Genomic DNA, 24,508 nt, shown 5'->3' on the forward strand with positions numbered 1-24,508 from the left:
CTCCGGATACGGAGACTTGCGTCCCACCTGGACATCCCTCCCTGGACCATCAAGATCCATTGTCAGGGTGTCCACTCCAAAGGATCAGCCTCACTTCCCCTCGGTGAGCAGCCGGTGGACGAAGCCGTAAGACCTGTGGTGCATCTCGGCGATGGCCCGGATCGTGGCACCGCCGTCGTACTCCCTCGCGACGTCTGCGGTGAGCTTTTCGCGTGCCGCGCCGGTGATGCGCTTGCCCTTGTCCATGATCTGGAGTCTCCTTCGCATTCGAGGGGTTTCTGTCCGGTAATCATTGCTCGGGAAGCGGCCAAGTTCATGACGTCGCGAATCCCTGCGACTCCACGGCCGCCACGGCCGGATCCTCCCCTCTGGGAGTTGATGACCGGCCAGGTGGGGTCTTTGGACAGCCACGCCCTGGTCGCCTCCTGGCCCGACGGAACCGGCACCATCTCGCCGGCTCAGTTCGTACGCTGCGCCCCAGTGCTGCAGATGCCCGAGGACGTACTTCTCGCATGCCTTGGCGGCGGCCGCGACCGCTACTACTGGCCGTTGCCCCAGCCCGATCCGGACCGGCTCGGATCCGGCGGCTGAAGCAGGATGGAAGAGCCGCAGGACGTGGCGGCCGCCGGTCAGCAGGCGCGTACGGGGAAGCCGCCGTGGCACCCCGTGCGCGGCGGCGGCTCGTCGTCGGCGAGCTGGACACCGGCGATCGCCGCGAGCGCGAACAGGCCGACCGCGATCGCGCCCCGGGTACTGAGCCTGAGGCCGTCCCAGCGCGCCCGCAGAGACGAGCGTGACGGCTGCGCTGCGAAACCAGGAGCGGCCGGCCGTATGCGCGGCGCGTGCCGGGTGTTCGCATGGGTGAGACCGACGTTCGCGTGTCCCGCCTCTTTGGCGTGCGCGGCGGCCGACCGGATCTCGCGGCCAGGCTCGGCCCATACGGACTCGCCGCACAGCGTGCAGACGTAGGCAGGCATCCCCGCTCCACCCAGGTGACGCAGACACGCCTGCCGTGCCGTCGCGTACGGCGGAAGAGCCCGAGCTGGCCGACGGCCCGCCCAGTTGGACACTCAGTCGCGACCGGCCTCGCGCGAAGCAGCGCCGCATCGTCCGCCGACAGCGGCTTCGTGAGGCGAGTGCGCTCGCTGGGCACCTCCGGCTCGGCGTTCTCCGCGAGCGCGACGAGCAGCTACACGTGCGGCTCGTCGTCGGTGAGTCCGTGCGTCCCGGTCTAGGCGATCACCTCATCCGGGATCGTGACGCCGGCGTATCCGGGTTCCACAGCGCGGATATACGGAGACTCGCCGCAGACGACGAACCAGACGGCGGAAGCATCAGCATTCACAAGAGGCTCCAACAGGCTCCAGGGTGTCGCCGAGCTGGTGCTCGGGCCTCCGCCGATCTCTCGCAGTTTCCGCAGAAGCCGCTGGGTGAGGAGGCCATGGCCGAGCACCGAGGCGCCGACTGCCGCCCCTACCCCGAATATCACGGTGGCGGTGGATGGTGACGGCCGCGACGTCCGTGCCCGCTCGTTCCGGTCCTCGCCATCGGTTCGGCGATCCTCGGCTTGGGCATCTCGGTCGGTGCCGTTGCAGGGCAGCTTGATCGGCTACGCCATCGCCGCGGCGCTCTTGGTCCCGGGGGAGATTTGCTACAGCGTGGCCATCGGCGCTTACATCTCCACCGCGGCCCCGGAAGGCGCCACTGGCCGCCGGTACCAGGCAGTGCTCACTGCGGCGGCCGCGGTGGCCTCCCTTCCTCCGCTGGGCATTGCCCTAGCCCTGGAAGCCGGCGGACGCCCCTTGGTTGCTTCGAACCTCACCGCCTGCGCCCTCACTGCGGTCCTCGCCTGCCGCCCGCCTGCCCGTTCGCTGCGCCGCACCTCGGCCAATTCGTGAGGCGCTGCGCCTTCTGCTTCGCGACCAAGGGCGCGTCGTCGCGGCAACGGGTCTGTCGCGACAAGCGGGCCGCGTACGCATCATGGCGGGACGAACTCTGGCTAGAAATAGCGGCGGGTCGGGGCGGTTCAAAGTATGGGCGAAGAGATTCCTTGGCAAGTCCAGACGTGTTGCTCCAGGAGCGCGCAACCATCGTCAGACGCGGCGTTGACTCCGCGTCGTGCGGACTGCACGGGAAAGGTGAACCGGGCAGCAGACACGTGCCCCATACCGTACTCATGCCGCTTTGGTCGTTTTGCTGTTGCCGGGCTCGGTCCGCTCCTACAGTAAGGCGCCGGATAAGTCGGGGGCGGAGGCGGCATGGCGCGCGTCGTGGGTGTGCACGGGGTGGGAAAGCAACTACTCGGCGAAGAGGGTCTGTTGAAGGACTGGCAGCCGGCTCTTACGGACGGACTACGCAGATCGGGCGGCCCGGCGTTCGGCACGGGGGACATCGTGATGGCTTTCTACGGGGACCTGTTCCGGCCAGCTGGCCGGATGCTGGCGGTAGGTGACCCGCTATACACGGCGGCCGATGTGCAGGCCGGGTTCGAGCAAGATCTGCTGTTCGCCTGGTGGGAGGCGGCCGCGGCCCAGGACGAGCAGGTGGTGCCGCCTGACGAGGACACCCTGGCGCGCACCCCGCGGTCTGTGCAGAGTGCGCTACGGGCGCTGTCGCGGTCCCGGTTCTTCTCCGGGCTTGCGCTGCGGGCGCTGGTCTCCGACGTGAAGCAGACCCGCCGCTACTTGTGGGAGCCGCAGTTGCGGCAGGCTGCCCGGGACCGCGTTGGGGCTGCGATCGGGGAAGACACCCGTGTGGTGGTGGCGCATTCGCTGGGGTCGGTGGTGGCATATGAAGCGCTGTGCGCTCTTGACGGGCACGGGGTGCAGGCGCTGGTGACGATCGGGTCGCCTCTGGGTACGCGAATGGTCTTTGACCGGCTGCAGCCAAGGCCGGGGCCGACTGGGGCGTGGCCGGGCGGCGACAATCTGGTGTGGACGAACGTGGTCGACCAGGGGGATGTAGTGGCGCTGGTGAAGGACCTACGACCGCTGTTCGGCGACCGAGTGCGCGGTGTGGTAGTGCACAACGGTACGCATGCACACGACGCAACGGCGTACCTGACCGACGTCTGCACCGGGGCAGCCGTCGCCGCAGGTCTTGATGCTTGGTGAGCCGGGGCCAGGCCGGTTCCTGATCGCCACCGCAGTCACCCGCTACCCGAAGGCACCCAAACACCTGAGGTGGGACCGTCCTGGCCTATCTGACGCCTGCGACCGCGTCATCGGCCTGTTCACCGGGCAGCTCGGCTACCAGCACGCTTCCGCTCTTGGCCTGGACCCGACCGCTGGGCAGCTGACCGAGCAGCTGCGGGCGTTCTGTACATCGCCCGAGCGCCACCCCGAGGACTTGATTACCGTCTACATCGCCTCACACGGGGAAATCCTGGAGGATGGCGAGCACGTCCTACTCACCTCCGACACCGACCCGCAGGACATCGACGATGCCCTGCCGACGCTGACGCTGGCCCGAAAGATGCTGCGCGGTACCAAGGTGCGCCGACTGCTGCTGTTGCTGGACACTTGCTTCTCCGGGCAGGGAGGCAACGAGCTGGCGGCCTCTGCACTGACCCGCATGAACCGGCAGTGGGGCGCCGAGCCCGGAGCTGGATTCGTCGTCGTGACCTCCGCCCAACCGAACGAGCAGGCCGACACCGGGGCTTTCCCTCACCTGTTGGAGCAGGCCGTCAGCACGCTAGCCACCGCGGGGCACGGCCCTGAAACCTTGGCCCTGAGCACCGTGGTGCAGCAGATGAACGACCATCACGACCGGCCCGGCTACCAACGCATCGGCTGGAACGCCATCGGCCTGACCGGCACACTGCCACCCTTCCTGCCCAACCCCCGCCACGATGCCCGACTAACCGACGTCGACTTGGCCCTCCAGCAGCGGTTCGAGTGGGAACAGCAGGCCGAGCGCCGTGAGGTCGAATACCGCACCCGGCTGCTGGTCCGCGCAATGGGTCACTCCGACCCGGAGCGCCTGGGCTGGTGGTTCTGTGGCCGTCACGAGGCCCTGGCCGACATCACCGACTGGCTCAGGTCGGCCCCCGCCATGAAATCGGGTAGAGAGCCCGCCGTCCTGGCAGTTACTGCCGGTCCCGGGTCGGGCAAGACGGCTGTCCTCGGTCTGCTTGCCACCCTCACCGACCCTGAACGGCGGCGCACTGTCCCGCTGGGCAGTATGGGTCTGCCCCACCGCATCGTTCCCCCCGATGGCGCCCTCGACGTCGCCGTCTACGCCCAGAACCTCACCGACACCCAGGTGCTGCAGGGCATCGCCGCTGCCGCCCGCGTCAAAGCCTCCACCGCTGGTGAGCTCCTGGACGCCCTGGTTGATCGAACCTCCGACCGCGGCCACCCCTTCACGGTGATGATCGACGCCCTCGACGAGGCCGCCACGCCCGAAACGCTATGCAGCCAGCTCCTGCGCCCCCTGATCGACCACCATCAAGGCCGCATCCGGCTGCTGTTGGGCACCCGCCCCCACCTGCTGCCCCAACTCGGCCTGACCCGCGACCAGCACATCGACCTGGACGTAGACCGCTACGCCGACCCTGCCGCCCTCAGCCTCTACACCGTCCGCAACCTCATCGAAGCCCACCCCGACTCCCCGTACCTCACTTGCCCCCGCCCCCAGCGCCAAGCGATCGCCAACCAGGTCGCCACAGCCGCCGGCCGGTCCTTTCTGGTCGCCCGGATCACCGCCGGAACCCTTGCCGCCACCCCGGAGCTGCCCCACCCCGCCGACCCGGCCTGGCGTGCGAGCCTGCCCCGGCTGGCTGGCGAAGCCATGCACCGCGACCTCACCGAGCGCCTCCGCCACGACGCCGACCGCGCCGCCGACCTGCTCCGCCCTTTGGCCTTCGCCGAAGGCCAGGGCCTGCCCTGGGAAGACCTATGGGCACCCCTGGCCAGCGCCCTCTCCGGCTACCCCTACGCGGATGAGGACCTACTGTGGCTGCGCCGCCAGGCAGGCGCCTACATCGTCGAAGCCACCGAAGCCGACCGCTCCGCCTACCGCCTGTATCACCAGGCCATGGCCGAGCATCTCCGCAAGGAGACCGACCCCGCCGCCGTCCAATCCGCCTTCACCCGCACTCTGATCGCCCGCGTCCCATACCGCTCGGATGGCACCCGCGACTGGCCCCGCGCCCACCCGTATACCCTTCGCTACCTCGCCAGCCACGCTGCCCACGGAGGCTTGCTGGGAGGGGTAATCACTGACCCCGAGTACCTCGTCCATGCTCATCCCGACAACCTCATGCCTCATCTGCACACCATCCAGAGCGACCCCGCCGGGCTCCCCGCCACGGTCTACCGCACCTGCATCGGCTCCCATCGGCACACCATCCCGGCAACTCGCCGCCAGGTCCTCGCACTGGGTGCCGCCCGCTACAACAGCCCACCCCTGCTCACCGCCCTCAACGATCAGGCCGACAACCACGCCTGGATACCGGTGTACGCCACCGGCGGGACGCTTTCCCCCGCGCTGCGCAACACCTTCGCCGGCCACACAGGCCCTGTGCGCGCGTTGGCGTGCACGACCCTGGACGGCCTACCCGTGGCTGTCACGGGCTCTGCAGACCGCACGGTGCGGGTCTGGGACCTCACCACTGGACGCCAAATCGGCCACCCCCTCACCGGTCACACCGACACGGTGAATGCGTTGGCGTGCACCGAACTGGACGGCCGTCCCATCGCCGTCACCGGGTCCGACGACCGTATGGTGCGGGTCTGGGACCTCACCACCCGGCAACCCCTCGGCCGGCCCCTCACTGGCCATGAGCGCTCGGTTAATGCGGTGGCGTGCACGACCCTGGACGGCCTACCTGTGGCTGTCACCGGGTCCGACGACCGTACGGTGCGGGTCTGGGACCTCACCACCGGACGCCAAATCGGCCGGCCCCTCACCGGCCACACCAGCAGTGTGCGCGCGTTGGAGTGCGCGACGCTGAAAGGTCGGCCCGTCGCCGTCACCAGCAGTGGGGATCAGAAGTTGCGGGTCTGGGACCTCACCACTCAGCAGCCCCTCCGTCCTCACAGGTGGGGCCTGTGGGACTCCGCTGGGCAATTCCTCAGCTGGGAATACGGCACGGATTTGGCGTATACCACCCTAGAAGGTCGCCCTGTCACCGTCACCGGCAGTTGGAACCACAGGGTGCGGGTCTGGGACCTCACCACCGGACGCCAAATCGGCCACCCCCTCACCGGCCACACCGACACGGTGAACGCGGTGGCGTGCACGACCCTGGACGGCCTACCGGTCGCCGTCACCGGCTCCGCGGACCACACAGTGCGGATTTGGGACCTCACCACCCGACGCCAAATCGGCCACCCCCTCACCGGCCACAGCAGCACGGTGATCGCGGTGGCGTGCACGACCCTGGACGGCCTACCGGTCGCCGTCACCGGCTCCGCGGACCACACAGTGCGGATTTGGGACCTCACCACCAAGCAACAACTTCCGGGCAATCCCTCTACAGGACATACCGGCCAGGTGAACACGGTGGCGTGCACAACCGTGGACGGCCGGCCCATCGCCGTCACCGGCAGCCGGGACCACACGGTGCGGATCTGGGACCTCACCACCAAGCAGCCCGTAGCCCGACCCCTCACCGGCCACAGTAAGAAGGTGACGGCAGTCGCGTGCACAACCGTGGACGGCCGGCCCATCGCCGTCACCGGCAGCCGGGACCACACGGTGCGGGTCTGGGACCTCACCACCAAGCAGCCCGTAGCCCGACCCCTCATTGTCAGTTCCAGTTGGGATCGCACAGCACATGTCTGGGACGTCACCAGGCAAGTCCTCGACGGGGGGTTCGTCTCAGATACCAGCAAGGTGACCGCAGTCGCGTGCACCGTGCTGGATGGTCGCCCGGTCGCTCTCATCGCCTCTCACGGTCACGCGGTGCGGGTCTGGGACCTCACCACTGGACGCCAATTCGGCCACCCCCTTACGGGCCACACCAACACGGTGAACGCGTTGGCGTGCACCGAACTGGACGGCCGTCCCATCGCCGTCACCGGCTCCGACGACAGTACGGTGCGGATTTGGGACCTCACCACCAGGCAACTCCTCGGCCGACCCCTCACTGGCCACAAGAGCTTGGTTTCGGCGGTGGGGTGCACCGAACTGGACGGCCGACCCATCGCCGCCACCGGCGGCTTGGACCGGATGGTGCGGGTCTGGGATCTCACTACCAGGCAACTCCTCGGCCATCCCCTCGCCGGCCACACCAGTCCGGTGAATGCGTTGGCGTGCGCAACCGTGGATGGCCGACCCATCGCCGTCACCGGCGGCCATGACTGCACCATGCGGATCTGGGACCTGGAACGTCTTGCCCCCATAGGAGTTCTGTACCTTCCGCACCCCTGCTCGGCTGTATCAGCCACGGACGAGGGACTCCTGATCTGCTGCTTCGGCAACGATGTCGCCGTGTTCTCGCAAAGACTGGTTGAGTAGGCAAGAATCAACTCAGCCCAAGCACAGGAGACCGCCGAGTTTGCTTCTATCCCCCTCTGCGCTCCGCCATAGCGTGAAGTTCCCCCAAGGCCGGGTAGTTACTGACTTCGGCTTGTCAGACCGCCGAGTTTGCTTCTATCCCCCTCTGCGCTCCGCCATAGCGTGAAGTTCCCCCAAGGCCGGGTAGTTAGGGCTTGCCGGGAAACAAGCCGTCGCTTCCGGCTCCGAGGCTCGTTGCCATGGTATGGGGAGTCCGGAGGGGATCGAGGCGGCTTTGGCCGCGAAGTTCGCGACGCTGTTCCCGCATCTCGACGAGCGGCAGCGGCGGCTGGCCATAGGAGCAGAAGCACGGTCGCTGGGCCATGGAGGCATCAGGCTCGTCGCTCGTGCGGCCGGAGTCCGGGAGGGCACCGTATCGTGCGGGGTGACGGAACTGGATGCCGGCGAGGCGCCGTTGGGACGGGTGCGCCGGTCTGGTGGGGGCCGCAAGCGTGCGGTGGACCTTGATCCGGGCCTTCGGCCCGCGTTGCTGGCCTTGGTGGAACCGGACGTACGCGGGGACCCGATGTCGCCACTGCGCTGGACGACGAAGTCGACCCGGCAACTGGCTGCCGAGCTGACCCGGCAGGGGCACCGGGTCTCCGCGGACACCGTGGCGGCCGTGCTGCGCGAGGAGGGCTTCAGTCTCCAAGGCAACACCAAGACCATCGAAGGGGCCCAACACCGGGACCGCGATGCGCAGTTCCGCTATATCAACGACCAGGCCAAGGACTTCCAGGCCGCCGGAGACCCGGTGATCAGCGTGGACACCAAGAAGAAGGAGTTGGTCGGCAACTACAAGAACGCCGGCCACGAGTGGCGTCGCGAAGGTGATCCGGTCCGGGTTCACACCCACGACTTTCCCGATGCCGATCTGGGCAAGGCGATCCCATACGGGATCTACGACCTGACCGCGGACACGGGCTGGGTCAACGTCGGCACCGACCACGACACCGCAGCCTTCGCCGTCGCCTCCGTCCGCCGCTGGTGGCACGCGGTCGGGCGCGACACCTACCCGCGGCTCGCAGCGTCTGCTGATCACTGCGGACGCGGGCGGTTCCAACGGCTACCGCATCCGGGCCTGGAAGTTCGAGCTGGCCGCGCTGGCTGTCGAGACCGGCCTGGAGATCACCGTGTGTCACTTTCCTCCGGGCACATCTAAGTGGAACCGAATCGAGCACCGACTGTTCTCCCACATCACGATGAACTGGCGGGGCAGGCCGCTGACCAGCCATGAAGTCATCGTGAACAGCATCGCAGCGACCACCGCCCGCACGGGACTGACCGTCCGCGCCGCACTCGACACCGCCATCTACGAGACCGGCGTCCGCATCAGTGACGGGCAGCTGAGCGCCCTGCCACTGAGCCGCCACGACTGGCACGGCGACTGAAACTACACCCTCCACCCCCAGGAACACCGCCGGGACGGCGTCCTTCCGATCCCGCCCCAGAACGAAGCCGGCCCCGGCCGCGACTGGCTGACCCATCCCGCCCTCACCGGCATCCCGCACGACCAGTGGGACTCACTGGTCACCGAGTTGGCGGCCGCCCGGACGGCTCAGCGGGAAGCAGACCTCCATCAGCGACGCGGCGGCGACCGGCAGAAGACCCCTGCCGCCGGCCTCTACACCGGCCGGCGCCCCGGCCTCACCCTCGTCGACCGGCTCCTGGCCACCATCCTCTACCAGAGGTTCAAGCTCCCCCAGGTAGTCATCGCCCCGCTCTTCACCGTGACACCCGTGACCCTCAACCGGGCCATCAGCCAAACCCGCCAGCTCCTCCACGACATCGGACACACCATCGAACCCGCCGAGACACAATTGGCCACCCTCACCGATCTCACCGACCTCACCGCACACCTCGGCATCCCCAAACCGGAGATCAAGACAGCGAGTTATTGATCGGCAAGCCCTTAACTCCGTGGCCTTGCGTCGATGCCGCGGTTCTTCAGCTCGGTGAACACGTGCAGCCAGTACTTCGCGCCCTCGCCGCCATCGTCGGCCCAGATCCCCAGGATGTCCCGGGTGCCCTCGGTGGTCACGGCCATGACGACGTAGATCGGGCGGTTCGCGACCTGGCCGTCGCGGATCTTGACGTGGATGGCGTCCACGAACAGGACCGGATAGACGCGGTCCAGCGGGCGGTTGGACCATTCCGCCATACCCTCCATCACCTTGATGCTCCTATCGTCGGTCAAGCAGCAGTGAGCCACTGGCGGTAGGCATCGGCGAAGGCGTCGTCGCGGCGGAGGCCGCGTTCGATGTTGGAGATGACGGCGGGCCACACGCCGAAGTGGTTGGCGGCGGCGGTGAGAGTGATGTTCTTCGTCTGCCGGGCCGGACGGAGGTCCGCGATCTCGGGGACTTGGACCTGGGTGGTCAAGAGCCGGAAAACCTCGCGGGCTATCGCGCGTTTGAGCAGCCGGATGATCTCCTTCTTCGTGCGTCCGGCGCCGGTCGGTCGGGCGACGAACTCGCGGGTGCGCCGGCATCGGGCCATCCTCACGAGCGCGATGCGGTAGAGAGCGGCGTTGGCCGCCCGGTCGCCGCCCCGGGAGAGCCGGTGCCGGTTCGTCTTCCCGCTCGACGCGGGGACGGGCGCCGCGCCGCACAGGGCAGCGAAGGAAGCCTCCGTGCGAAGGCGGGCCGGGTTCGCGCCAGCGGTGATCAGCAGCTGGGTGGCGGTGTCCGGGCCCACCCCGTAGGCGGCGCGCAGGCCGGGGTTGAGGATGGTGACCAGTTGGTCGAGCTCCCCGGTCAGGGTCGTGTGTTCCTCGGTCAGGTTCTGGACACGCTTGGCCAGCGTGCGCAGGGCTGTCAGGAGCGGGGCGTGCGCGGGGTCGCTGGCCGGCCGGAGCCGGGCGAGGGTGGTGACGCGCTTGTCACCGGACAGGGCGGTGTACTTGGCGCGGATAGCGTCGGGGGCGGTGATCAGGAGGTGCGTGATCTGGTTGAGCGTCGCGGTGCGAGCCTTGATCGCCGAGCGGGCGGCGGTCTGCAGGGCGCGTATCCCGACGATGGCCCCGTCCTTGGGAGCGCTGGTCGCGCGTCCGGAGACGACGGCGCGGGCCGCGGCGTAGGCGTCGATCGGGTCGGACTTGCCGATCCTGCGGCGTTCGGCCTTGTCGGGCCGGTTGACCTCGACGACGGCCAGGCCGGCCTGCCGGGCGGCTTGTGTGAAGCCGGAGCCGTAGGAGGACGTGCCTTCCACGCCGACGGCAGCGACGGTGCCGTGGGCCTGCAGGAAGGCGATCGCGGCGGCGTATCCGGCAGCATTGGTGGGGAATTGGGCGTCGGTGAGGTGCCCGCCCCGGTCGGTCACCACGGCGACGTGGATGGTGTCGGCGTGCGAGTCCACCCCGCCGACCACGACTTGGTCCCTCGTGTCCGCCGCCTCTGTGCCTGTCATGCTGGAGATGCCTTCCTTGCCGAAGGTAGCTCCGGCCGGAAAGGGCAGACAGGACAGTCAGGGGGCCTCTTGCCAGGCTCCTATGAGGTCATGCTCCGCCCGGCCGGAGCCCTGGGAACCGGGCCCCGGCGGTCGGACAGATCAAAGCAAGGACAGCCCAGCAGGACGTCAGTCAGTGATTGGGTCACGACCACCGGGGACCCGTGTACCACTATGACTGTCAGTGATCGTCGAGATGGTCTGCTTGGAGATTTCCGCGCCGTAGACCTCGGCCAGGTGCGCGGAGATCTCCCCGTGCGTGAGCCCCTTCGCGGACAGCGACAGCACCATCTCGTCCACGCCGGTCAGGCGCCGCTGCCGCTTCTTGACGATCTGCGGCTCGAACGTGCCGGCCACGTCCCGGGGGACCTTCACCTCGACCGGGCCGACGTCGGTCAATACGGTCTTCGCCCGGGTTCCGTTCCTGCTGTTGCCGCTGTTACGGCCCTGGGCGTCGTGCTTCTCGTATCCGAGGTGATCGGTGATCTCGCCCTCCAGGGCGGACTCCAGCACCCGCTCGGTCAGCATCTGCAACAGGCCGCCCTCGCCGGTCAGCTGCAGCCCCTCGGACCGGACCCGGTCCAGGAGCATCGCGACCAACTGCTCATCCGACGCGGCCGGCACCGGCGTGACCGCCGGCTTCTCCCCGGACTCCTGCTCGACAACGGTCTCGGTCATCTCTGGCGTCTCCTTGATCATCAGATCCGCCGTTGATTAGACACTCCCGATCAGAGCCGGGCGCGGAGGCTCAGGGTTGCCCGGTGCCTGGGTTTTGCGTGATCCCTGAGTACGGGCACGCCTTGGGAGACCAAGGCCGACACCTTCACCGTGGGTGCCCGGATCACCGGCCGCGAGAAGGGCCTGAAAGCCGTCTGCAAGCAATCCGGGAGCGGTGTGATCGGGACCGGCAAGGGCGAGGGCAGGCCGGGCGTGAACGGGACGTCGGAGAGCCACAACGGCGTCGGCATCAAGGGCGAAGCTCACGACGGCGCATCGGCCTTCGGTGTGCGGGCCCGCTCGCAGGAGGGCTATGCCGGCTTCTTCGACGGGAACGTCCACATCACGGGCGATTTCGAAGTGGAGGGCCAGCCACAAGAGCGTCGCGTTCCGGATGGAGGACGGGACGCACCGGCTTAAGTACGCGGTGGAAGCCCCGAAGAGCTGGTTCGAGGACCTCGGCTTCGGCAGGCTCGTCGACGGGCGTGCCCAGGTCACCCTGGACCCGGAGTTCGTCGCGGTCACCGAGGACGCGCCGTACCACGTCTTCCTGACGGAGTATGAGGCCCCAAGCGGGCTGTACGTGACAAATCGGACCACCACCGGCTTCACCGTCTACTCGACCGCCAGCGGCGAGACGCACAGCGAGTTCAGTTACCGGGTGGTGGCCCGACGCCGGGGCATCCAGCCCGAGCCGTTCGCGGTCCGGCGCGACCCATCGAAGCCCAAGCCGGTCGAACCGACGTGAGGCAGCGCTACTGGTGTCTCTCCTCGAGCGCGGTATCCCGTGAGGCGGCCCGGGCGACGAGTGCGGAGAGGGAACGGTCCGTCGGCTGGCCGATCAGCTCGGGGTGCACGAAGAACCCCTTCTCCTCCGCGGGCTTCTTCTCGTCGGTGGTGAGCGGGTTGGCCCGGGCCCAGCTGTCGCAGCGGACTCCGGTGATCTGCCAGCAGACCTCCAGTCCCGCCCCGCCCCCCGCGATCGCGAAGGTGTGATCGGCGAGGGGGCGGCTGACGTGGAGATCGGGGGCCGGGGCGCCGACGGCGGTGAGCTGATAGCGGAAGCACTCGTTCAACGACTCGAACCAATCGGGCAGTTCGACTGTCGCACGGCCGTCCTCGTCGAGGACGGCCGTGCCGTCGTAGACGTTCTTCAGCTCGGAGGAGGCGACCGACGCGTGGACCAGATAGCGGTCTTCGGGCTGGATCGGGTGGTCGATCCTCATGCGGCTCACGCCTTCGAACACCGTTCCGGTGATCTCGACGTCGCCCTCCAGGTAGGCGGCTCGCGAGGCCCCTTTCGCATACAAGCCGATGGCTCCGGCGGCTTTGACTCCGTAGCCCTGGGTGCTCTTACCGGAGACGCCCGGACCAAAGGTGCAGGTGCCTTCGACGCCGGGATTTTCCCCGCCGCCCTTGCCGAACACCCCGGCGTTCCCCGTACTGCTGCCGGACAGGCCGGGCCCGGCACCGCCGGTGCCCTGTACGCCGGGATTCGTGCCGCCGCCCTTGCCGGACACTCCCACGCCCTGCGTACTCGTGCCCGAGACACCGGTGCCCTGTTTGCTCGACGCGGAGACACCCGCGCCACTCGTGCTGTCGGCGAGGACGCCCGCACCGCTGGTGCTGATGCCCTTGAGGCCGGCGCCGCCGCTGCCGGTGCCGAGGACTCCGGGGGAGCCCCCTCCGCCGGTCCCGGTGACGCCGGCGCCCTGCGTACTGGTGCCGGACACGCCCGGGCCGGAGGTGCCGGTTCCCTCCACGCCGGCGCTCGCACCGCCGCCCTTCCCGGTGACGCCGACGCCCTGCGCACTGGTGCCGGACACCCCGGCGCCCTGAGTGCTCGCACCGAGCACTCCCGCGCCGGACGAGCCGACGCCTTCGACGCCGACGGAGGTCCCACCCCCGGTGCCGCGGAGACCGACGCCACTGGTGCTGGTGCCCGAGACGCCCGGTCCCGCGGTCGCGCGGCCCGTGACGCCCGCGCCCTGCTCACCGGTGACGCCGTGGCCCTTCGTGCTGCTGCCCGAGACGCCGGGGCCGTCGGTGCTCGTGCCGGACACTCCGGGCCCGCCCGTGGCCGTCCCGTCCACGCCCGGCGACCTACCGCCTCCCTGGCCGAGGACTCCGGAGCCTTGTGTGCTCGTTCCGGAGAGGCCGGGACCGGCGGTGGCGGTGCCGACGACGCCCGCGCCCGTGCCGCCGCCCGTGCCCGTGACACCGTCGCTGTGCGCGCTGGCCCCTTGGACCCCGGGGCCGGTGACACCGGAGCCCGTGACGCCCGGGCCGGAGCCCCTGCCCGCTCCGGAGACACCGGGGCCGCCGGAGCTCGTGCCCGACACACCGGGGCCGGCGGACGAGGATCCGAGCAGTCCTGCTCCGGCACCGGTGGTGATGCCGGACACGCCCGCGCCCTGTGTGCTCGTGCCCTCTACGCCGGGGCCGTCGCTGCCGGTGCCGGTCACGCCGGGGCTGCCGGGCCCGCCCTTGCCGGTCACCCCGGGCCCTTCGGCGCTCGTGCCTTCCACGCCCGGGCTTTTGGCGCCGGTGCCCAGCACCCCGGCGCCGGATCCGTTGCCGATACCCGACACGCCGACCCCAGCGACGCTGATACCCACGACGCCCGTGCCGCCCAGGACGTGCTGGGAGCGACCCACGACTCCTACGGCGCCGTCCTTTTTGGTGTCGCCGAACACGCCGCCGACCGGCGCCGCCGACGTGCCCGTTTTCCCGGTGCTGCCGATGACACCACTGCCCGCCAAGCTGTCCCCCCACACGCCGAACTGCTGCGGACGCGTATACGTGCTCTGGACATCCTGTCCCTCGACCTGTGGCATGGCTGTCTCCTCTCGGTGTACCGAAGTGCGTTCCGGACGGTCACTGATAGGAGAGCTGGACGCAGAAGACTTGCACCGTGCTGGCCGCATCAGCGCCGTCCAGGTCAACCGTCACGTAATAGCGGTGCGTGTCATTCAAGATCTTCACCTCGGCCTCCGGCCGAGCAGCAGTGCCCAGCGTCGTGGACTGGATGCAGAAGTCGGTGCCGCCTCCGGCTTTGTTGATGTTGCGGGCCACGAGGGACACGTGCAGCGTGCCTTTGCTGGAATTATTATTCCCGGTCGCGAGCAGCGACCGCACGAGGGCACCGTCCGGCAGCACGATGTTCATGAAGCCGTGCGCCTGCTCTATCCCCGGCGGCTTCTCGACCATGTCGATGCCCTGGAACCAGGGCGGCACCTCGCCTCCGGCGCTGATGCAGCGCATCAGGGCGGGGGTGAGCGTGAGATGTGTCGTCGACGCGCGCGAGTCGATGATCGGGTTGATCTGGTTCTCCGCGAGCCCGGCGAACTCGTTCTCCAGCAGATGGAAACGGTGGTTGAGTCCGTCCCTACCGCCCGCCTGGACGCGGTCCTGGTTGTCGATCCAATCCTTGTGGCTGAACTGGGGCTTGTAGCGCTCAATCATGGTGGTCGTCCTTGCGCAGGTGGATGAAGGGGGACGAGAAGGGATCCGCGACGTGGTAGGTCGGGAAGGTGTGCAGGCGCGGCCGTTCCGTCTCCTCGTGGTCGAGACCGGCCAGGGCGCGCAGGCGGTCGGTGCGGCATTCCACGCCGAGGGGGTGGAACCAGTTGAGGACGTTGAGGATCCGGTCGAACTGCTCCTTCGTGACGGCCGCATAAGGATTCGATTCCAGCGTGCATTTGAGCCGGACCTCGCACTGATAGGGCCGCAGCCCCTCAGCGGGGAGATACGTGGCCCGGATCGTCACCCGTCCGGGCGCGACGCCGACGACCGTGCACACCGGGGCGTCGGGCGTCGACGGTTCGGCGGTGCCGTGGCCGTCCGGGGTGCACGACCATGCGAGCACCTCGCCCATACCGGTGCCCAGCGGCAGCTCGGCGTCGAGCCGCGGCGGGCCGGGCGGGTCCTCGGCGAGAGGTGCGGGATCGGCGAGGAGCACGGTGCCGCCGTGCCGCGGAGCCATGACGAGGCAGGGCGGGTACGGGGCGCCGGAGGGGCTCGCGGCGAGGGCGGGCCCGCCTCGTCCCGGGCTGAACACCTGCGGCAGGCGGACGTCGGTGGCGACGTCGACGAGGTGCACCCGGCCGACCGCCGAGGGTGAGCCTTCCGTCGCGACGTAGAGCAGCTTCCCGTCACCGCTGAGGCTGAGCGCCACCGGCTCGGCGCCTGCGGGGAGTCCGTCGATGGAGGCCGTCGGATCCTGGCTCGGCGGGCGGTAGACCAGGATCCTCGCGCCGCCGACCGGGCCCGGTCCGGGGCAGATGACGTACAGCTTCTTCCCGTCCGCCGTGACGGCGACGGAGTGGGCCTTCGGGTCGCCCGTGTCGACGGTCTCGCGCAGGGTCAGCGTCGCGCGTTCCACGCGGCACCATCGGCCGTCGTCCAGGACGGCGTACAGGGAGGGGCTGCCAGGGGCGACCGCGAGGGACCTCGGTGCGGCGGGCAGTTGCAGCGGGGGCGCAGGCTCGCCGGTCGTGAGGGCGAAGGCGCGCAGGGTCTTGTCGCCGCAGCCGACGTAGAGCCGGTCGGTGCCGGTCGCCAGGGCTGTCGGGCGGGGGCAGACGATCTCCGGTGAGGTGGTGGCCGGCATCAGGTCCGCCGGGTTGAGGACCGCGATGCGGCCGAGCGGCTCGTGCGCGACGAAGAGGTGTCCCGCGCCGAAGGCGAGGGCTCCGGGAAAGGGTTCCACCCTGCGTGAGGTGTCCCAGCGGATCCGGGGAGCCGGGCGCGGGGGAACCGCCTTAAGGGCGAAGGAGGTGATCTGGTGCGTGCCCGGCTCGGCGAGGAAGACCTTTGAGCCGTCCGCGGCGAAGCAGGCCGCGGTGGGTTCGGCGGCGGGGATGACCTCGACCGGGACGGACTCGCCGGCGTCGACCTCGCTCGGGCCGGTCACCGTGAGCTGCTCGCCGGGGGCGACGGCGACGCGTACGGTCTCCGGACCGCCCGGGTCGGTGGGCGGGGGCGGGTCGATCCGGATGTGGTCGAAGCCCGCCGCGAAGGCCCGCGCCGCGAGGGCCGAGGCGGTCAGCGTGGAGTGACGGAGCCGCAGGGCCCGGCCCTCGGCGTGGAGGGCGGCGTCGGGGTCGGTTTCCGTGGGCTCGCCCGGGGGCGGTTCGCCCTCGGCCTTCAAAATGTACGACACGAGCACCATGAGCTTGCCGGCCGTGCCCGCGAGCAGGTCGAGCAGCCGGTCGAGGGCGTCCGCGGTGACGCGTTGCATCATCCGGCTCTCGAGCTCGGTGCGGTACTCGACGAGGCGCGGCGGCCGACTCAGGTCGTCGGTGCGTACCCGCAGCGTGCTCGGGTCGAAGTCGTCGGTGGGCGGGCCGGCCGCGGCCACCTCGTCGGCGTCGAGGCGACCGGTGCCGCTGATGCTCTGTCCGGCCGTGAGGGAGGTGTCGGACAGGCCGATCCGGATTTGGCGGGTGCCACTGCCGACGTGGCCACGGCGCACGACCTCGACACGGACCGAGACGTCGCCGGCGGCGAGGGCGTGCAGGGCACCCGGCTCGCGCGGCCGGAAGACGGCGTCACCGGATCCCGAGCGGAGGACGGACCACCGGATCTCGGCGTCGGTGAACGGGGAGGGGTCGGGCTCGATGCCGAGGACGAGCACGCCTTTTTCCGTGATATCCGGCGGGCCGGGGGAGTCGTCCGTGGTGGCCGTGGTGATGCGGAAGGCCTCGCCTCGGGGCTGGGCGGCGTAGATGTGGCCGTCCCTGGTGTGGTGGACCCAGCCGAATCCGGCCGCGTGGGCGAGCGCTCCCAGCCGTTCGGGGCCGATGGTCGGCTCGTGGGTGAGGAGGACGGCGCGGCCCACGCCGTGCAGGCCGGTGGCGGTGGCGTCGTACGCCTTGAGGACGTGCAGTGAGCCGGTGGCCGTCGCACCCGGATCCGCGGGGTCGCCGCCCGTGGGGCGGTCCAGTCCGGCGAGGCGGTCGCGGAGGGCGTCCAGGGTGTCGACGACGACGAGTTGCATCCTGCGGCTGTCCTCGTCGTCCGCGAAGGTCAGTCCGGGCCGGTCCGGGTGGCTGATGAGCCAGGCGGGGTCGAAGTCGGGTTCGTCCCGGGCGGCGCTGCCGACGGCGGCCTCCTCGGGCGTGCCGAATTCGCCTGCGGAGGTGACGGACTGACTCACCAACAGCTTTGTCGGCAGGACGCGCAGGGGCTGGCCGCCCGTGGCCACGGTCTTGGTCGGCCGGTTTGTCGCTGCGGCCGTGGCCGCGCTGGTCGATGGCGATCGCCCGGTAGCGCTCCGGGTCTGTTCCCGCACCACGAACGGCTCGAGGTCTTCCGGGGCGACGGTAATCGCTCCGGCCGCCGTGTTCACCGCGGCCTGGAGTCGGTCGGGGGTGGGCAGGAGCCAGCGGTGGAAGATCTGGAGCCGGCGGCGGTACTGCTTGTCGGCTTCGCCGGTCACCGGGTCGAAGGTGTCACGGGCCGCGCTGGAGACCCGTACCTCTTCGATCAGACCCGTGTACTGTGCGGCGATGGTCTCGTTTCCCCGGACCTCCGTTCCACTGCCGATCACGAGGTTGGCGGTGCTGGTCAGCGCGCCGAGGGGTGCGTCGGTGACGCGGGCCACCTCCTGTCCGTCGAGGTGGAGCAAGACGGTGGAGGTGCCTCCCTCGCGGGCGAGCGCGCCGGCGATGTGGTGGAAGGCTCCGTCGCCGAGGTCGCGGTCGGCGAACAGGTCGACCTCCGTGCTGCCGTCGGAGAGGGAGTAGCGGAGGTTGTGGTCGATACCGCGGAAGGTACCGACGGTCAGGGCCCAGCCCTTGTCCTCGCGGGTGTTGAGCTTCTCGCGTTTCGCGACCACGGCTCCGGTCGTGGCGATCCGGTCGGGCCGCACGACCGCTTCGACGGTGAAGTCGGCGTCGGCCGGGAGGGCGAAGGCCGTGGCGTTGTCGACGCTGATGAAGCTCTCGTCCGGCCCGAAGCCGAAGCCGAAGGCGTGCGCGAAGCGCCCCGTCCGGCCGCTGCGGGCGCCTGTGTTGTCCCCCGGGCGGGTGGGCGCGGCGGCGTCGACGACGGTGGTCACCTCCGCGTCGGGGTCTGGGACTCCGTCCTCGTCGGGCGGGGGGACGTCGTCGAGGTGGAAGAGCGCGATCGTGGCGCCGTCCACCGTGTGCGGACGGGGCGGGAAGCGGGGTGCACCCAGGTCGAGGCCGAGGAGGTCGAGGCTGACGCCGTGGGCGGTGTCGGTGTTGCGCTGTGCCGTCACGTCCCGGAGGTGTTCGGCGATGAGTTCGTGTTCCGCGCAGATGACCCAGAGCAGTTTGGCCAGGTTTCCCAGCAGCGCGGTGACCTCCCAGGTGACGGTCCCGAAGGTACGGGTGGGGGCGACGGGGGCGAGGCCAACGAGCTGCAGCTGGTCGGTGACGTCGGCCGCGCTGCCGGGGATCGGGACCGTCACGGCGCGTCCGGCCGGGTGGCCCGCCGGGATCCGCACGTCCACGTGCTCCGCAGGCGCGTCCTTGACCCGGGTGAAGGAGACCCGGACGGTGAGGGGCTCGGTCACGTCCTGCCGGGGGGCGAGCAGATAACGGGGGGAGGCGGGCGGCTGGCCGTAGAAGCGCTCGTAACGGTCGAAGTTGTAGTCCCGGACGGTGACCGCCGCACCGCCCTGTGCGGTGCAGAGCGGAACGGTCATGCGCTCCATGCCCCGGTCGTACGTGGCGGGGAGGGCGTCCCGCATGACGGCGAGGGCGCCGCCCGCCAGCGGGTCGCGGAAGCGGGGACATCCGCAGGGTCGTGTCGTGCTCATGTGACCACGACCTGGAGGTCGGCCATGGAGGTGTCCACGGAGAAGCGGGCGATCTCGTCGGGGGCGAGGTCCAGGTTCTCGCCGACGGACAGTTCCTGGGATCCGCCGTAGGTGCCTCCGCCGTAGGAGGTCTGCCCGAAGGCGGGGGCGAAGCGGCGCAGTCGCAGGTTCTGCACGTCCACCACGCCCGCGGCGGTGCGGGCGCTGAGGACGATGTCGGAGTGGAGCACGCCGTGTCCGAGCCGGAGCCGGTTGACGGAGGCCCGTACGGCGTCGAGGATCGCGCCTTTGACGGCTTCCTCGTCGTGGCCCGCCTCGACGACGAGGGTGGCGCGTATCCCGACGTCGACCTGGTTGGCCGCGAGGATGTCGGGGAAGATCGACACCGGCCGCCACTGCCGTACGGCGTCGAGGACCTCGTCGTACACGCCGGATATGAGCGCCTCGCCGTTGTTCCACGGCCAGCCGGGCTCGGCGGCGACGACGATGTCGAAGAAGTAGGGGGAGCCGGTCTGGTGCTCCCTGGAGAAGGCGCGGCTGCCGAAGCGGAACGTCCCGAAGGCGCGACGGGTGGCCTCGACGCCGCCGAGCGGGTCGAAGATCGCCGCGTCCCGCACGCCGTTCACGTCGAGCACCTGGGCGAGCAGCGCTTCCTGGGTCCACACGGTGCGGGGGACGCCGAGCAGGCGTGCCCGGTAGACGGCGTCGGATTCGCCGACGTCACCGTCGTGGAAGGTCTGTTGCGCGACGGCCTTGACCTCGGCGGCACCCAGGTTGAGGTTGTGCCGGGCCCATTCGGGGTCGAGTCGCATCTTCGTGCCGGCGGAGATGTTCCCGTCGTCACCGCGCGCGACGGCCTCGACCTCGATGGTGGCGGTCTTCTGCTCCGTGGAGAGGATGGCTGCCCGTGTGCTCCGGAAGGCCAGGACGGGCTGGTCGGCCGGGGGCTCGGTCACGATGACCGTGCCCTGCGGGAGGGCGTAGGGGCGGTCGGGATCCTCCTTCCCGGTCGTGAGGAAGACGGGTCCGCGGGCCCGCAGTTCGCGGCGGCGCAGGCCCAGGTCGCAGCCGAGCAGGTCCAGACTGCGGCCCTGGGCGGTGGTGATGAAGGTGCCGTAGTACTGGGATTCGAGGGCCCGCCACAGTTCGTGGGTGTCGAAGGCCACGGCGTCCAGGACCTTGCGCAGGGCGCTGCCCGAAGTGAGGTCGACATCGTCGCCGAACATGGCTCGGGCGCGGGTCTGCTGGTCGGCGATGATCCGGTCGATGCCCTTGACGACGAACCCGTCCTCGGCGACGCCGAACCGTTCCTCGGAGGTCATGGGGTCCCCCTTGCTCGGAGGGTGACAGTGGTGTTCGCGACGGTGTCGACGATGGCGTAGACCGCGTAGACGCGTGCCGCGTGCGCGGCGGCGACCTCCCGGCGGTGGGTCTCGTCGTCGAGTCCGGGCAGCAGCTCCAGATAGCGCGGGTCGTCGTCGAAGAACACCTCGCGCACGTCGGTGACCCGAAGGTCCGAGCTGAGGCAGCGGACGAGTTCCATCGTGAGGAACTGTTTGCGGGTGGGCAGGTCGTGGGCGTAGGCGCCGATGGCCAGGCGGTCGAAGCCGAACTGGGTGTTGAGCCGGTCGCTGCCCTTCTGGGTGGCGACGCCCAGCTCCAGTGCCTGGCTCAGGGCGTCGGCGCCGATGACGAGGGCGAGGTCGTGGGAGCGTCCGTCGAGGACGAGGTCCCCCTCGTCAAGGGCGAGGCTGCGGCCGAGGCTCGGAGCGCCTTCGGGCGGGGCGTCGCCGGAGACGTACGTGCGCATCGCGGCGTTGGCCAGCTCCGATCCGGCCGACGAGACACGGAAGGCGGTCGCGAGGGGCGTGGCGGGGGGTGAGGGACCGGCCCTCAGGGAGTCTCCGGTCTGTCCTCCGGGCCGGTCTCCGGGCAGGAGACCGGCTTCGCCACCGCCGGCGGGACGGACGTCGCGCGGTTCCAGCGGTTCGTTCCCGGACATCAGCGGCTCTCCAGCAGGATCTGGCCGGGGTCGGCCACCGTCCACCGTCCGGGGCCCTGCCCGCTCACGGTTACCCCGGAGGCCGTGGCCAGCAGCACCGGGGTGCCGCCGACGGTCAGCTTCTTCGACCATCCGTCGGAGGTCGCCGGTGTGATGGCGCAGGGCTGGGGCACCCCGGCGGGAGTGGTCGCGGCGCAGGGGGAGACCATGCCCGGTACGGGGGTGGCCGCCGAGCCGAACACCAGGCCGTTCTCCTTCCCGGCGAGGATGACTCCCTTGCCCTTGACGGAGACCTGGAGGTCGCCCGCGGCGAGCTTGAGCCTGCCCTGGTGGGTGCACTGGATGATCGCGCCTTGGACGAGTACGAGGGACATCAGCTGATCGCCACCTTTCCCTTGCCGATCGTGAGGGTCACTCCCTCGGACTTGAGCACCACGTTCTGCGTTCCGCCGTCGACGGTGACGTTGCCGTCGGAGTCGATCGTGACGGTGGTCCCCGACTTGTGGGTGAGCAGGAAGACTTCGGCGTCCCCTTCGGTGGGCCGCTTGCCGACCGGTGAGCAGACTTCGTCGCCGATCGCGATCTTCAGCCCGATCGCCTCGACGACCCGGCGGCCGTCCGCGGTGATCAGGTCGTTGGCGCCCTTGCCCGTGGGCTTGGGCTCATTGCCGATGGTGAGATCGGTGGGCAGACAGAGCCACCAGTCGCCATCGTGGGACTCGGGACGTTCCATCTCGGGATCGTTGGCCCACAGGAAGCCGGTCACCACGGCGTCGTCGGGGTCGTCCCTGACCTGGTTGAGGAGGGCGCGCATGCCCGGGTACACCGGGACCGACAGACCGACGTTGTGCCAGGCGAACGGCGACGCGACGGGCCTGTCGTACCGTTCCCCGTTCCCTCCGGTGACCGGCACGTCCACGCCGGGCGACGCCTTGGCGTAGTCGGACCGCTGACCGACGGACACGCTCGCCACCCGCTGGTCCGGCTTGGCCTTGTCGACCTGGCCGACGTCGACGGAGGGGGTGGCGGCGGCACGCTCATGGGCCTTGCCGGCGATCAGGTCCGCGATCGAGTACGGGGTCGCCTTGCGGGCGAGCTCGCTGCGCCGGTGGTTGCCGCCCACGCCGCTGAACTCCACGGCGCGGCCGGTGCAGGTGTACCCGGTCCGCGGCGAGAACGTGTGGGTCAACTGGAGGACACGGAAGTTCATGATCGGCTTCTCGTAGCCCTCCACTCCGGCGGCCACCATCTGGCCGGCTCGTAGGGAGGGGACGCCGAGCACCGTGAAGTCGAAGAGCTCCACCTTGTTCGGGTCCGCCTTGTCGGTGACCACGGCCTGTTTGCCGACCGCTTCCAGCTGGGTGGGTTTGAACTCGGCCAGCCGGGCCACGGTCATCGTCTTGTACTCGACGAGACAGTCCTCGGCGAGCATCGCGGCCGCGAGCAACGCGTCCGGGGGAATGAAGGGGAACCTGCTCTCGGTGGGCGGATGGCTGAGGGTCAACCCGCACTGGACCGTCCCGTCCTGGACGAGGATCTCGTAACCGAAGTCGGAGGCCATTCCCTTGAGCAGCGCGAAGGAGTTCTTGCCGGACCTGTTGATCGGGCGTTCGGGGGCGTCGGGTTCTTCCGGCCCCACCAGGTCGACTCCGGCGAGCCCGACGATGTACTTCGCCGCGTCGTAGGGCGTCGTCTCGGACTTCGAGATGGCGGCCATGGGCGGTTTGCTGCCCGGGTCGGTGTGGTTGAGCAGCCGGTACGCGGCCTCCTCGAACCCGGTGAGGCGGATGCCGAGCGGAGGGAACCGGGTTGCCGACTTGATCGCGTCGACCCTGCCCGACAAGACCACTTCCCGCCCGGAGGGGTCGTCCAGGTAGCCGAGGTGGATGTCGACGTCGACTCCGCCGTCGGGGCCGGGCTTCTCCGCGAGCGCGCTCGTCAGCGTCTTATGGACGGCGAGCGGCAGGTTCTCGAAGGTGATGTCGAACGTTGCCGGTTCACCGATCCCGTACTTGATCACGACCTCGGCATCGGCCAGCACCGATCCGCTGCGGACGTCGTTCGAGATCTTCTGCCGCAGGATCGGGAAGTCGAGCTGGTACCAGAGGATCACTCCCATCGCCGTGCCACCCCGATCACGATCCGGGAGCCGAAGTGGCCGACTCCGTTGAGGTTGCCCCGGGCCACCGTCGCCTCAACGAGCTTGACGGCCAGCGGGCCCGCCACGTGGACGAGATCCGGCTCGGGCACGAGCTTGCGCAGGAGGAGGACACGCGGGCCGTCGGGGCCCGGGCCGATCACCCTGAGCACCAGGTGGCCGGGGGGTACGGGCTGGAGGTCGGGGTCGATCGGCTGCGGGAGGCGGCTCCACGCCGCGAGGTCGTACAGCGTCTCGGGAGGGTCGTCCTCGCCGCCGTCGAAGTTGGCGTACAGGGCGAAGTCGTAGGTGGTCTCACCCACCGGGCACCGGAAGAGCTGCGGAAGTCCCGCGTCGGGCTCGACCGGCAGTCGTTGGAAGAGCAGTTCGGCGGTCACAGTCCACCTCCCAGCTGGCGGGACGGCGACCCCGTCTCGCTCACGGTGGGGATCGCGACGGAGCCGGCGGCGAGCGCGAGGTCCATGGCTTCCCCGAGCACCGCGGTCAAGCTGGAGCGGGGGACCTGTTCGAGGCTGATGGTGACGTCCACGGCGTCCCGCTTTTGGTTTGACTGGGTGAAGCGCAGGCTGGTGATCTGCATATCGAGGCTGACGGTCATCCCGCAGACGACCGGCAGCCCGGCCACCTTCATCAACGGCGCCGTGGAACCCGCCAGCGCACGCGAGGTGAGCGCCATCGTCTCCAAACCCTTCTTGGACGGGAGACGGGTCCTGCCGACGAGTACGGCCTCCACGCTGATCGTTCTGGTCGTCGGCGCCACGAGCTGGGTGAGACGGCTGCCGGCGATCCTGGCCACCTGGTACCCCTCGCTGAGGGACAGGCTGGTGACCGTGAACAGCGGCACCGCGCCGATCAGGACGGGAACGTTCACACCGGCTGGCATGGCCCGCAC

General features: G+C 69.7%; 17 protein-coding genes and 4 pseudogenes. 7 read left to right on the forward strand and 14 right to left on the reverse strand.

Annotation, left to right across the window (positions count from 1 at the left end):
- Positions 1–99 precede the first annotated feature (99 nt).
- A pseudogene (locus ACWIHY_RS33680) lies at positions 100–246 on the reverse strand (helix-turn-helix domain-containing protein); the annotation flags it as partial.
- A 153-nt stretch (positions 247–399) separates the two neighbouring features.
- Here ACWIHY_RS33680 and ACWIHY_RS33685 point away from each other — a divergent pair.
- Positions 400–591 carry a hypothetical protein gene (locus ACWIHY_RS33685; protein ID WP_454380143.1) on the forward strand — a complete coding sequence of 64 codons (192 nt, stop codon included), beginning with the start codon at positions 400–402 and terminating at the stop codon, positions 589–591.
- Between the two features lie 38 nt (positions 592–629).
- Here ACWIHY_RS33685 and ACWIHY_RS33690 read toward each other — a convergent pair whose 3' ends face one another.
- Complete coding sequence (locus ACWIHY_RS33690) at positions 630–977, reverse strand: hypothetical protein (protein WP_454380144.1); 348 nt, start codon at positions 975–977, stop codon at positions 630–632.
- A 624-nt stretch (positions 978–1,601) separates the two neighbouring features.
- On the opposite strand from ACWIHY_RS33690, the gene ACWIHY_RS33695 reads away from it, so the two are divergent.
- The 4 genes and pseudogenes from ACWIHY_RS33695 (at position 1,602) to ACWIHY_RS33710 (ending at position 9,404) form a co-directional block, all read left to right on the forward strand.
- Complete coding sequence (locus ACWIHY_RS33695) at positions 1,602–1,898, forward strand: hypothetical protein (RefSeq protein ID WP_454380145.1); 297 nt, start codon at positions 1,602–1,604, stop codon at positions 1,896–1,898.
- 360 nt (positions 1,899–2,258) lie between these two features.
- Positions 2,259–3,113 carry a hypothetical protein gene (locus ACWIHY_RS33700; protein ID WP_454380146.1) on the forward strand — a complete coding sequence of 285 codons (855 nt, stop codon included), beginning with the start codon at positions 2,259–2,261 and terminating at the stop codon, positions 3,111–3,113.
- Positions 3,103–7,464, forward strand: coding sequence for a hypothetical protein (locus tag ACWIHY_RS33705; RefSeq protein WP_454380147.1), 4,362 nt, complete (start codon positions 3,103–3,105; stop codon positions 7,462–7,464). The genes ACWIHY_RS33700 and ACWIHY_RS33705 overlap by 11 nt, the downstream gene beginning before the upstream one ends.
- A gap of 244 nt (positions 7,465–7,708) precedes the next feature.
- Positions 7,709–9,404, forward strand: a pseudogene (locus ACWIHY_RS33710) (ISAzo13 family transposase).
- Between the two features lie 32 nt (positions 9,405–9,436).
- Here ACWIHY_RS33710 and ACWIHY_RS33715 read toward each other — a convergent pair.
- From ACWIHY_RS33715 to ACWIHY_RS33725, 3 genes and pseudogenes are all read right to left on the reverse strand, one after another.
- A pseudogene (locus tag ACWIHY_RS33715) lies at positions 9,437–9,679 on the reverse strand (transposase); the annotation flags it as partial.
- A gap of 17 nt (positions 9,680–9,696) precedes the next feature.
- On the reverse strand, positions 9,697–10,911 hold the full coding sequence (locus ACWIHY_RS33720) for an IS110 family transposase (protein WP_454380149.1): 1,215 nt from the start codon (positions 10,909–10,911) through the stop codon (positions 9,697–9,699).
- Between the two features lie 219 nt (positions 10,912–11,130).
- A pseudogene (locus ACWIHY_RS33725) lies at positions 11,131–11,541 on the reverse strand (transposase); the annotation flags it as partial.
- Between the two features lie 237 nt (positions 11,542–11,778).
- On the opposite strand from ACWIHY_RS33725, the gene ACWIHY_RS33730 reads away from it, so the two are divergent.
- Positions 11,779–12,087, forward strand: coding sequence for a hypothetical protein (locus ACWIHY_RS33730; RefSeq protein WP_454380151.1), 309 nt, complete (start codon positions 11,779–11,781; stop codon positions 12,085–12,087).
- Positions 12,062–12,415 carry a hypothetical protein gene (locus ACWIHY_RS33735; RefSeq protein ID WP_454380153.1) on the forward strand — a complete coding sequence of 118 codons (354 nt, stop codon included), beginning with the start codon at positions 12,062–12,064 and terminating at the stop codon, positions 12,413–12,415. Before ACWIHY_RS33730 ends, ACWIHY_RS33735 begins: the two co-directional genes overlap by 26 nt.
- Positions 12,416–12,422: 7 nt before the next feature.
- On the opposite strand, the gene ACWIHY_RS33740 is transcribed toward ACWIHY_RS33735, so the two are convergent.
- Genes ACWIHY_RS33740 through ACWIHY_RS33780 form a run of 9 tightly spaced genes read right to left on the reverse strand, consistent with a single transcriptional unit; the run spans position 12,423 to position 24,499 of the window.
- Positions 12,423–14,504, reverse strand: a complete 2,082-nt coding sequence (locus ACWIHY_RS33740; protein ID WP_454380155.1) for a hypothetical protein — start codon at positions 14,502–14,504, stop codon at positions 12,423–12,425.
- A gap of 40 nt (positions 14,505–14,544) precedes the next feature.
- Entirely contained in the window at positions 14,545–15,132 is a 588-nt protein-coding gene (locus ACWIHY_RS33745) for a hypothetical protein (RefSeq protein ID WP_454380156.1), read from the reverse strand.
- A complete protein-coding gene (locus tag ACWIHY_RS33750; RefSeq protein WP_454380158.1) occupies positions 15,125–19,456 on the reverse strand; it encodes a LamG-like jellyroll fold domain-containing protein in 4,332 nt (1,443 codons plus the stop codon). Before ACWIHY_RS33750 ends, ACWIHY_RS33745 begins: the two co-directional genes overlap by 8 nt.
- Positions 19,453–20,778 (reverse strand): baseplate J/gp47 family protein, encoded by a 1,326-nt coding sequence (locus ACWIHY_RS33755; protein ID WP_454380160.1) that lies wholly within the window; start codon positions 20,776–20,778, stop codon positions 19,453–19,455. Before ACWIHY_RS33755 ends, ACWIHY_RS33750 begins: the two co-directional genes overlap by 4 nt.
- A complete protein-coding gene (locus ACWIHY_RS33760; protein ID WP_454380162.1) occupies positions 20,775–21,458 on the reverse strand; it encodes a hypothetical protein in 684 nt (227 codons plus the stop codon). The genes ACWIHY_RS33755 and ACWIHY_RS33760 overlap by 4 nt, the downstream gene beginning before the upstream one ends.
- Positions 21,458–21,832 (reverse strand): hypothetical protein, encoded by a 375-nt coding sequence (locus ACWIHY_RS33765; RefSeq protein ID WP_454380164.1) that lies wholly within the window; start codon positions 21,830–21,832, stop codon positions 21,458–21,460. Before ACWIHY_RS33765 ends, ACWIHY_RS33760 begins: the two co-directional genes overlap by 1 nt.
- A complete protein-coding gene (locus tag ACWIHY_RS33770) occupies positions 21,832–23,577 on the reverse strand; it encodes a hypothetical protein (RefSeq protein ID WP_454380166.1) in 1,746 nt (581 codons plus the stop codon). Before ACWIHY_RS33770 ends, ACWIHY_RS33765 begins: the two co-directional genes overlap by 1 nt.
- Positions 23,568–23,993: a hypothetical protein gene (locus ACWIHY_RS33775; RefSeq protein ID WP_454380168.1), complete on the reverse strand. Its 426-nt coding sequence runs from the start codon at positions 23,991–23,993 to the stop codon at positions 23,568–23,570. Before ACWIHY_RS33775 ends, ACWIHY_RS33770 begins: the two co-directional genes overlap by 10 nt.
- Positions 23,990–24,499 carry a hypothetical protein gene (locus ACWIHY_RS33780; RefSeq protein ID WP_454380170.1) on the reverse strand — a complete coding sequence of 170 codons (510 nt, stop codon included), beginning with the start codon at positions 24,497–24,499 and terminating at the stop codon, positions 23,990–23,992. Before ACWIHY_RS33780 ends, ACWIHY_RS33775 begins: the two co-directional genes overlap by 4 nt.
- Positions 24,500–24,508 lie beyond the last annotated feature (9 nt).

The organism is Streptomyces sp. NPDC055287 (assembly GCF_053646035.1).